Annotated in this window: 1 protein-coding gene; it reads right to left on the reverse strand. The window is 69.4% G+C overall.

The window, feature by feature from the left end; all coding sequences use genetic code 11:
• Position 1 precedes the first annotated feature (1 nt).
• The coding region (locus tag AC3EO4_RS55695) for a cytochrome b family protein (RefSeq protein ID WP_488186392.1) at positions 2-697 on the reverse strand (696 nt) is incomplete at its 5' end.

Consider the following 697-nt stretch of genomic DNA (forward strand, 5'->3'; position numbering starts at 1 on the left):
TTCAGCTCACCGTGGACTCGAGCGCGGGTGCCTCGTCGGATCGGTGTGTTTCGTGATACCCGCCCTCCGAAGTCCGGACGATGATTCCGGTTTCCACGCCGTGCTCGGCGACGCCGCGATCACGTGCTTGCAGGCCGAGGCAGAGCCGGTGGGTGATGACGAAGGCCACGAACGGGCCGAAGACGACGGCCACGCGAAAGGCGTTGGTCACCGATTCGAGTGACATGTGGAAGACGTGAGCGATCTGGTCGTTGGCCGCGGAGGCCCACAGCAGTCCGTAGAACGTGACCCCGGCCGCCGCGAGACCGGTGCGGACCGGGGTGGCCCGTGGCCGGTCCAGGACGTCGTGCCGGGTGCGGGCACGGGCCAGACGCGCCTTGGCCATCGGACGGCCCCGCCCGTCGCGCCGCGCGCGATACATCGTCATCCGCTCTTCGAGCAGCGGGTACAGCGCCAGGACGGTGAAGAACGCGCCGGGTACGAGCAGGCCGGGCACCAGAACGACGAGGCTGAGGGTGCGGTCGAAGACGGTGATCTCCCATGCGGGCATGAGCCGGAGCGCGCCGTCGATGAAGCCCATGTACCAGTCCGGTACGGCTCCCGCCGCCGTCTGTGCCGGGTTGGCCGGGCCGTACAGCCAGACGGGGGTGATCTGGAGCAGCGCGCCCATCATGACCAGCACCCCGACGGTCGCGCC

This window comes from Nonomuraea sp. bgisy101, from assembly GCF_057708945.1.